The organism is Campylobacter sp. BCW_6463 (genome assembly GCF_001762785.1).
Classification (GTDB): domain Bacteria; phylum Campylobacterota; class Campylobacteria; order Campylobacterales; family Campylobacteraceae; genus Campylobacter_D; species Campylobacter_D jejuni.
The window spans coordinates 1-7,938 of the sequence record NZ_MJXL01000069.1 but is presented as its reverse complement, the minus strand read 5'-3'; the positions used below and the strand labels follow the sequence as shown (position 1 = coordinate 7,938).

General features: G+C 27.2%; 12 protein-coding genes. 1 reads left to right on the top strand and 11 read right to left on the bottom strand.

Features of this window, described 5'->3' with window-relative positions:
- From AJ884_RS10150 to AJ884_RS07655, 11 genes are all read right to left on the bottom strand, one after another.
- Window positions 1–246 (bottom strand): DUF5675 family protein (locus AJ884_RS10150; RefSeq protein WP_261660586.1); only part of this gene is annotated, 246 nt, incomplete at its 3' end.
- A complete protein-coding gene (locus AJ884_RS07700) occupies window positions 246–710 on the bottom strand; it encodes a hypothetical protein (protein ID WP_070286585.1) in 465 nt (154 codons plus the stop codon). The genes AJ884_RS10150 and AJ884_RS07700, both read right to left, overlap by 1 nt.
- The gene (locus tag AJ884_RS07695) at window positions 707–1,102 is read right to left on the bottom strand and encodes a hypothetical protein (protein ID WP_070286584.1); all 396 of its coding nucleotides are present in this window, start codon (window positions 1,100–1,102) and stop codon (window positions 707–709) included. Before AJ884_RS07695 ends, AJ884_RS07700 begins: the two co-directional genes overlap by 4 nt.
- The gene (locus tag AJ884_RS07690) at window positions 1,095–1,325 is read right to left on the bottom strand and encodes a hypothetical protein (RefSeq protein WP_070286583.1); all 231 of its coding nucleotides are present in this window, start codon (window positions 1,323–1,325) and stop codon (window positions 1,095–1,097) included. Before AJ884_RS07690 ends, AJ884_RS07695 begins: the two co-directional genes overlap by 8 nt.
- Window positions 1,325–1,918, bottom strand: a complete 594-nt coding sequence (locus tag AJ884_RS07685) for a DUF4376 domain-containing protein (RefSeq protein WP_070286582.1) — start codon at window positions 1,916–1,918, stop codon at window positions 1,325–1,327. Before AJ884_RS07685 ends, AJ884_RS07690 begins: the two co-directional genes overlap by 1 nt.
- 13 nt (window positions 1,919–1,931) lie before the next feature.
- Window positions 1,932–3,137 (bottom strand): hypothetical protein, encoded by a 1,206-nt coding sequence (locus AJ884_RS07680; RefSeq protein WP_070286581.1) that lies wholly within the window; start codon window positions 3,135–3,137, stop codon window positions 1,932–1,934.
- A gap of 3 nt (window positions 3,138–3,140) precedes the next feature.
- Window positions 3,141–4,802, bottom strand: a complete 1,662-nt coding sequence (locus tag AJ884_RS07675; protein WP_070286580.1) for a hypothetical protein — start codon at window positions 4,800–4,802, stop codon at window positions 3,141–3,143.
- A 2-nt stretch (window positions 4,803–4,804) separates the two neighbouring features.
- Window positions 4,805–4,999, bottom strand: a complete 195-nt coding sequence (locus tag AJ884_RS07670; RefSeq protein ID WP_002871234.1) for a hypothetical protein — start codon at window positions 4,997–4,999, stop codon at window positions 4,805–4,807.
- Window positions 4,980–5,384, bottom strand: coding sequence for a hypothetical protein (locus AJ884_RS07665; RefSeq protein WP_038816909.1), 405 nt, complete (start codon window positions 5,382–5,384; stop codon window positions 4,980–4,982). The genes AJ884_RS07670 and AJ884_RS07665 overlap by 20 nt, the downstream gene beginning before the upstream one ends.
- Window positions 5,384–6,418: a DUF5309 family protein gene (locus AJ884_RS07660; protein WP_070286579.1), complete on the bottom strand. Its 1,035-nt coding sequence runs from the start codon at window positions 6,416–6,418 to the stop codon at window positions 5,384–5,386. The genes AJ884_RS07665 and AJ884_RS07660 overlap by 1 nt, the downstream gene beginning before the upstream one ends.
- 333 nt (window positions 6,419–6,751) lie before the next feature.
- Window positions 6,752–7,420, bottom strand: a complete 669-nt coding sequence (locus tag AJ884_RS07655; RefSeq protein ID WP_052840119.1) for a Rha family transcriptional regulator — start codon at window positions 7,418–7,420, stop codon at window positions 6,752–6,754.
- 175 nt (window positions 7,421–7,595) lie between these two features.
- Between AJ884_RS07655 and AJ884_RS07650 the strand changes: the two genes are divergently transcribed.
- Window positions 7,596–7,808, top strand: a complete 213-nt coding sequence (locus AJ884_RS07650) for a hypothetical protein (RefSeq protein WP_070286578.1) — start codon at window positions 7,596–7,598, stop codon at window positions 7,806–7,808.
- The last annotated feature ends 130 nt before the right edge of the window (window positions 7,809–7,938 follow it).

Here is a 7,938-nt window from a genome sequence, read left to right as displayed (position 1 = left end):
ATTTATCATTGTATCATCATCTTTTTTTGTAATACTTCTTAAAGTATTTTCAAATCGTGAAGGACTATGTCTTTTTAAATTATAATTTCCTTCAGGTATTCTTAAATCTTTGCCACTCTCTAAACCTTCTTTGTCTTCCTCTAAAGAAAAGCATTCAAAAAGAATTTTTTCTTCATCATCTAAAACCTTAAATTTACCTATAACGCAAGTTTTGCTAGTATATCTTCTATTAATTGTTATTTTCATTATAATTCCTTTAATTTTTTGTACAATTTATTAGGACTTGAGCTTCCTGCATTCATCTCTCCTAGTTTAACAAAACCACCTATTTGCAAAGCCCTAACTATGATTTCAGAGCAAAACCATTTATCTTCACTATCCTTTGTAAATGTGAAAAATCCTAAAATTCCTAAAAAATCATATTTTTTACCTATTTGAGAGTAAAGAAATTCTTTTATTTTTACTTCATTTGTATTATTAATTTCTATAAAATCCCATCTGCCAGTGTCTTTAAATTCTTTTATTCTTACGCCTTTATCTCTAGGGCTTGAGCTAATCATTAAATTATCTAAGATTATTTCACAGTGAGAATAGGATTTTAAAAAATCTCCATTTAATCTTTCTTTCCAAGATGAAGTAAAAAAAGCTATTAACTTATCAAGAAAAGTAGCTTTATCATTTCCTTTGACTTTATAAAATGCAATTTTCATTCATTTTCCTTTCTTTTTATCAATGTTGCTAATTCTGCGTTTTCATATCTTTTGATTTCAAATTTCAATTCATCAATATTTTTATCAAGCTTATCAAGTTTATCTCCTAAAATTTTAGAGTGCAAATCAATGATTTTATTTGAGCTTTCTAATTGCGCTTTTGATGTGTCTAAGTGTGCTTCAGCTATTTTATTGCTGATTTGAATTTCTTTTAATATATTGTTATTGTTTTCATTATTTTTTCTTTCAATATTTTTAATTTCTACTAAAATACCTTGTGTTTTATCTGTTTTTTGAAACAAAATATAGGCAAAATAAGAAACAGCACAAAGGCAAAAGAATAAAAAAGCAACTATTCCACCATCTTTTAAAACATTGAATAACTCATTCATTTTTACCCCTTAGCTCAAAATTTAAATCATCTAATCTATCTTTGATGTGCTCTAATTTTTCTAAAATTCTTTCTTTATCAGATCTACAATCTTCCATGCGACCTTTAAAAAGCTTATAATTTATAATTAAACTTAATAAAAAAATCACAAATAAAGCGCCAAAGGGTGTAAGTCCTTCTACATCTTTGGCAAAGCTTGTAATCATAGTTGTGTTAAAATCCATCACTCATCCCATTTAATACTTTGAATTTCTTCTAATGTTTGAGCTTGCTCGACTTTATCTTTAATAGTTCTAGCTTTAATTGTGTTTGTATTAACAGAATTTGCCATAATACCGCCAAGCTCGATTAATTCTTCTAATGTGAATGGCACTGCTTCATTATCTTTTGAAATCCAAACAAAGCCTTCAGGAAGTTGTTTTGTAATTGCAAAAAGACTAACAGTGCTTGTAAGCAAGTTTCTATCTTTTTCTGCACTTTGAAAGATTTTATCTTTATAAGATACTCCGCCTTCGATAGCGTTATTTTTAGCTTTATCAATCTCATCTTTTTTAAATTCTTTAGCGTATTTAAGCTTTGCATCTTCGCTTGAAACTTGACAAAACATTGAAAAATACTCTTTTAAAAGTTCAGTTTCATTTGCATTAATAAGAATTTCTTTAACTGCTTCCAAACCGGAATTAAGCTCATTTTGAGTGATATTCATATTATCATCACTAATTTTTGCAATTAAACTTTTTAATTTTTTTGTGTGAAAATAAATATCATTAACATTTATATTTATATATTTAGAATTATTTTTTTTACTTATAAACATTTTTTTCCTTTTTTTAAGAATATAAAATAACACCGCCACAATTCCACTGATTTGGCGTAATATTTGTAGCTGTTCCTTGAAGCCCTGTCTTTTCATTTTCATACGATATAATTAATCCATAATACCCAACACTTAAAAGATAAGTCGACGGATTGCAATTTGTATATTTAGAAGCCGTCAGATTAATTTGACTATTTGTTACAGAAGATGCAAGAATACTTCCTGTAAAATTTGAAAAATCAGCTCCTTCTGAATTTATATTTGAAAAATAAACCTTAAAAACGCTTTCGCCACTACAACCTGTAAAAATTGCACTTGTAGTTATTATATAATTACCCCAACCTGTAAATATAGAACATTTTGAGTTTAAAATTCCAGAATTAGCTCCTTTAAAATATATTTTAGAATAAGTCGCACTAAAAATATTATTTAAAGATGAATTTTGAGATAAGTTAAGTTTTATATTAAATATAGGAAATGTTGCATATGAAAGCGAAAATAAACTACCGCTTAAAGAGCTAGAAACGCTAACTTCTGAATCTGAACTTGTTATTTTAACGAAAGACAAATCTTTATAATTTAATATTATATTTTCACTTAAAATAAAACCTTGTTTTAAATTTATTGTAATAGTAAAATTTCCATAATTTAGATATTTGCTAGCTTCATTAATAGCAGTTTGTAAATCCTCATAATCTCCACCACTTCCAACAGTCCAAGTAAGATTTTCAGTTAAAAGTTTAGATTTTTTATTAAGATTAGCTGTTATACTTTCTTTAGCTTGTTCTAAAGCTGTTATTTTTTCTTCTTGAGTAGAAACACTTTCCTTAAGCTCTGTAATGCTACTTTCTTGCTCTGCTTTAGCTTGTTCTATTTGAGATAATGCTTCTTCTTTAGTGCTATTAAATTCTGAAGTTGCTTGACTGAATTCTCCTAGTGCTTCATCTTTTTTGCTTGATATTTCAGATGTAGCTGTATTTTTAGCTTCGTTGACCAAATTTAAGGATGTGTCTTTTAACTGCGAAATTTGACTTGTAGCTGTATCGCTTGCAGTTTGCACTTCTTGCAAGGCATTAGATTTTGCACTCTCTAATGCAGCTGTTATTTCTGTGTTTTTATTATCTAATAAATCCAAAGCACCATCGTACTTTTCTCTTAACTCTTGTAAGCTTTGTGATGCTGAATTTAAATCACTTGCAACTTGTTCTAAGTCTGCCATTATTTACTCCTTATAACTTAATTTAATTATTTTTTTATCAAGTAAGACATTTTCTATTGAAAAAATGTGAGAATAAATTCCGCCCAAATTGTCTTTTATAATTTCATCAAATTTAGCTAGTTTTTCTTCGCTAGCAGTATTTAACTTACCTATATTTTCATCTGTTTTACTTTGTATGTTTGCTATACTTTCTTCGCTAAGCGAATTAATTGCTCTTAATTTTTCATTAGCATTAGAATTAAAATCATTGAGTTTGTTTTGATAATTTGAATTAAACTCATTTATTAAAGTATCTAAAGCTGATTTTCCCTGTGCGATGATGAGTTCTATTTGATTTTTTTGAGCCAGTATTCCACTTGTTTCATCTGTAATATCGCTTGATACTTTCTTCATCTCATCGATAATGCTTTGTTTAAGCTCTAATAAATAGCTTTCAATAGCTGTTTTATTATTAGCAAGTTCAGTTCTTGCTACTTCTGTTAATCTTCCTAAATCTTCATTAGCTATTTTTGCTCTTTCTATAAAATTAGCCAAAGCTGTATCTGTTGTATTTTTAGTATTTTCATAAAGAGTTTGCATTTGCTCTTTTAAAAGATTTATATCGCTAAGTTTTGCTTGAATGCTAATATCTATTTCATTGGCTTTTAAATCAAGCTCACCTTTTAATCTATCATTATAACTTTGTAAATCAAGCTTTAAATTATCAATTTGAATTTTAAAATCTTTAATAATCTGTGTATAACTTTTTAAATCATTTGCAAATTCTTTAGAAGCTAAAATTGCATTATTTAAATCGTTTATCATTGCATCAGCTTTATTAATAATTTCAATAGCTTCTAAGACATCTTCATATTTTCCTACTATTTCATCTTCTAATTTTTCACAACGCTTTAATAAATCAATCATATTTTGATTTAATCTTTGATTTTCAAAAAGTATAGTATTTATCTTAAGTTTTATAGTTGCTTCAGCATCATTAACTATATCTTGTACTTCTGATTTTACATTTTTAAAATCATTGGTTATGGATATAATCTCATTCTTTGTTGCTATAATATTTGAAACAAGCTTATTTACAAGCTCTATATTAGAATGCAAATCATCTTTAATACTTTGAGCGTGTTCTAATTCTTGTAAAATTTGCTCTTTAAGCTCTATGGATAAATCTAAATAGGATTTAGTAAGATTTTTGTTTTCTTCTACTTTTTCAAGTCCTGCATTAAAATCAACAGCTATATCATAATATTCTTCGAGTTTTATTTTTATGATTTCAAAATTTTTATTAAACTCGTTAAGTTCAGGATATTTTTCTTCAACAATATTAACGCCATTATTTATGTTTTTTTCTGACTCTATAATGTTATTGTAGATTTCTTCTATATTATTTAAAGTATCGTTTATTTTATTGCTTATTTTTTCTATTTCATCTTTTTTGTTTTTAACAAAATCAGCATTACTTTGCGTAAGTTCGCTATTTTCTATAACTAAATTTTTAAGCTCCAAAGTTTGAGTATAAAAGTTATTAACTTGTTCTTTTAAGCCTATAATTTCTTCTATTCTGGTATTATCCAAAGCAGTAGCAACATCTGAAATTCTTGCTAAAACTTGATTTATAATTTCAAGTTTTTCTCTACCTGTTTTTAACTCGTTTAAACTTGTTCCCATTTTTAACCTTCGTAATAATCACTGTCTTTAATTCTCTTTTCACAAAAGAAAAGCAGATCATCCATAGCTAAAAGCCATTTTTTATCATCTAAATAAGCTATAAAATCAGCACTATTTATACTTTGTATATAGTCTTTATAACTCAAAGCTCTATTAAATTTTTTTGTGAAATTAGGGTTACAACCATGTTCTTTCATCATCAAGCTCCTTGCCATCATTAGCTATATACTCATAAATTATCTTGTCACATAATGCCAGAAAGTCTTTTTCTTCGCATCTTGTAATCAAATAACAAACATAATTAATCACAGCAAAACTAAGTGTTTCATCTATCATTAAATGTTCTTTTTCATTGTCAAAATCAGGCTCATCAGGAATAATCAAAAAATGATTATTTCTAACTTGCCTAAAAACTTTTTCGCCTTGCTCTACATTTTTTAAAAGAACGCTAGGAACACATTTTGATAAAATATAATAAAATGCTTCCATAAAATAGGCTTTCAAAACTTCATCATCTTCTATCATTTTGTAAGAATTTTTAACTTTAGCGATAATGAGTTTTTTAGCCATAATACAAAGCATTATGCACCTTTTGCTGCTTTTAAAACCGCTTTAGCCTTTGCATTATTTCCACTAGTTAATCCCACTCCTATAGCAAAAGCATCAGCATTTCTTACTTCTAAAGTGCTTTGCGTATAAAATCTTTTTGCTTTTGCAGTAATATCAGTTGGAACATCTTCAATCATAGTAGGAATATAAAGCCCATGTTTCATATACTCAAAATCTCCAGCAATTAAAACATCACCCAAACCATATTTAGGACTTAATAATCTATGCATATGGAAATTTACAGTACCAAAATCTGTTTCAAGGCTTACTACTTGTCCTGCTAGTTTTGTTTCATTGCCTAAAATTCTTGTAGCAAATTTGTTAATAGCTCCTTTTAAGTCAGCTCCTAAAAAGACATCTTTAGGCGTAACTCCGCTATTCCAAATGTTTTGCAAAATTTGATTAAGTTTATCTTCTGTTAGTTCTGTTGCAGTTCCACTCCAATCTCCTGTTTCATCAAAAGCTAATACATTTCCACGCTTTCCATCAGCAAAGCTATCTTTTCCTTTAGCGATATAATGAAAAAGTCCAGCCATTTCTCCACTTGTTGCTTCTTGTGCTTGAACATAATCTTTGAAAACTGATTTTTTTACATCACTATCTCTGCCTAGACCAAATAAAGCATATTCCATATCCATTTTATGTTCTTTGGTTTTTTTGCCGATTTGATACTCCATTTCATTTCCACCATATTGATTTGCTTTTAATAAAGCTTTTGATACCATGGCTTCGGTAATGAATATTTGAGTAGCATTTGTAGTTTTTTGAGCTGTGTTTTTTGTTTCGCCTACAAATTTACTTAACTCTAAATTTGCATTCTTTTTTGGTTCTTCAAAAGTATCAGTAATCCAACTATGAGTTAAAGGATTTGTAACCTTTGAAGTGCCTATTTTATTTAGAATTGGTGTTTCAGTAGCTCCAATTTTAATAATCGTTTCATATATTGATTGTTTTAACTTAACATTTTCTGTTGCGGGTGGGGTATGTCCCATTGAAGGTAAAGCCATTTTTGAATTCTCCTTAGTTTAGTTTTAAGGATTTTTCCAAAAATGACTATTTCAAATATAGTGTGTTTTGAAATGAAATTAAATTTTTAAGTATTTTTTATGTATAATTTTATGGTTTTAAGGATATCTCTTTGAAGACTTTGTAAAAAGTTTGAAAGGAGGTTAAGATGAACGAAGTTATTATAATCTTAATGCTTTTAGTAGTCCTTATCGTAGCGATAAAGAGCTAGATAAGAACTAATCTTTTAATATAGTTAATGATATTTTAAAGAAACCCTGCTTAGTTTGTCCTTAAAACACTAAAAAGTCTTCAAAAAAAGCAGGGTGAAGACTTCAAATATTTATACTTTTATAAAGTTCTAAACATTCTAAGAAATCATTTTGCATTCTTGAAAGTAGTTTATTCTCTTTGTTTTCATCATCTTTTAAATCTTTTAACATTTTTTCTAGCTTTAAGGCATAATTTTTAAAAGTTTTAAAATCAAAGGCATATAAGCCATTTTTAGCCAATATACAATTTAATTTATCTTTAAAATTGTTTTTACTTTGTTCTAAATCATACTTTAAAGCTTTAATCTCATTCTCATATTTTTGCTTTTGCTGTGCTAATTGAGATTTGTAACCTAAGCTTTGTCTAAAAGCTAACTTATCGTGCTTCTCATATTCAATATTTCTTAGTCTTTTTTCCATTTCATTAAAAGCTTTGATAAACTCGATTTTCCATTTATAAGCCTTTTCACCTGTAAAACCCATCACTAAAAGAGAAAAAGCGTCGCGAGTGATTTTGTAGCAAGGTAAAATTCTACCCGTGCTATCAATATATTTACTCAGCTCAAAATTGAGCTTAGTAAAATTATCCTTTGGAAATTCATTTATTTTGCGTATAATATTTTTGTGGTTTTTATTGAATACTTCAGCCACGCTTAAAGAAGTGGTATATACTGCATTATCTACCACTTCCAACTCTACATCCACGCCATTAATTACAGCTAATTTTTCCATTTTTTACCTTTTTGTTTTGATTAGTTTTTACTCATTAGATAAAAACATAACACAATTATATACTTTTTTGATGATATTGTCAAACATTTTTTACTTTTTTAATAAATATTTTTATTTTTATATACTTTTTAAGTATATTTTGTTATGATTGTATTAAATAAATTTAAGGATAACTATGTTAAAAAGAGAGTTTGATGAAAAAATTAAAAGTCTAGGACTTACAAGACAAGATTTTTGCAATATAACAGGTTTAGCTTATAGCAGTGTGAGCAATTGGAATGATAATAATAAGCCCATTCCTATTTGGGTTGATAGTTGGCTCATTAATTATGAAAAAGCAAAAGTTTTAGATGAAATTTCAAAATCTATAAAACCTTTTATAAAATAAAAATAGTATGTTTTAAAATAAAGTAGATATATTTTTTTTAAAATAAGACTATAAAAAACCTATAAGTTAAGTATATAAAACATATAAAATAAGTATATAAAACATATAAAATAAGTATATAAAACATATA

Coding starts and splice junctions, on each gene's coding strand:
- AJ884_RS07700 (WP_070286585.1), bottom strand. CDS start 710: ATGAAAATTGCATTTTATAAAGTCAAAGGAAATGATAAAGCTACTTTT.
- AJ884_RS07695 (WP_070286584.1), bottom strand. CDS start 1,102: ATGAATGAGTTATTCAATGTTTTAAAAGATGGTGGAATAGTTGCTTTT.
- AJ884_RS07690 (WP_070286583.1), bottom strand. CDS start 1,325: ATGGATTTTAACACAACTATGATTACAAGCTTTGCCAAAGATGTAGAA.
- AJ884_RS07685 (WP_070286582.1), bottom strand. CDS start 1,918: ATGTTTATAAGTAAAAAAAATAATTCTAAATATATAAATATAAATGTT.
- AJ884_RS07680 (WP_070286581.1), bottom strand. CDS start 3,137: ATGGCAGACTTAGAACAAGTTGCAAGTGATTTAAATTCAGCATCACAA.
- AJ884_RS07675 (WP_070286580.1), bottom strand. CDS start 4,802: ATGGGAACAAGTTTAAACGAGTTAAAAACAGGTAGAGAAAAACTTGAA.
- AJ884_RS07670 (WP_002871234.1), bottom strand. CDS start 4,999: ATGAAAGAACATGGTTGTAACCCTAATTTCACAAAAAAATTTAATAGA.
- AJ884_RS07665 (WP_038816909.1), bottom strand. CDS start 5,384: ATGCTTTGTATTATGGCTAAAAAACTCATTATCGCTAAAGTTAAAAAT.
- AJ884_RS07660 (WP_070286579.1), bottom strand. CDS start 6,418: ATGGCTTTACCTTCAATGGGACATACCCCACCCGCAACAGAAAATGTT.
- AJ884_RS07655 (WP_052840119.1), bottom strand. CDS start 7,420: ATGGAAAAATTAGCTGTAATTAATGGCGTGGATGTAGAGTTGGAAGTG.
- AJ884_RS07650 (WP_070286578.1), top strand. CDS start 7,596: ATGTTAAAAAGAGAGTTTGATGAAAAAATTAAAAGTCTAGGACTTACA.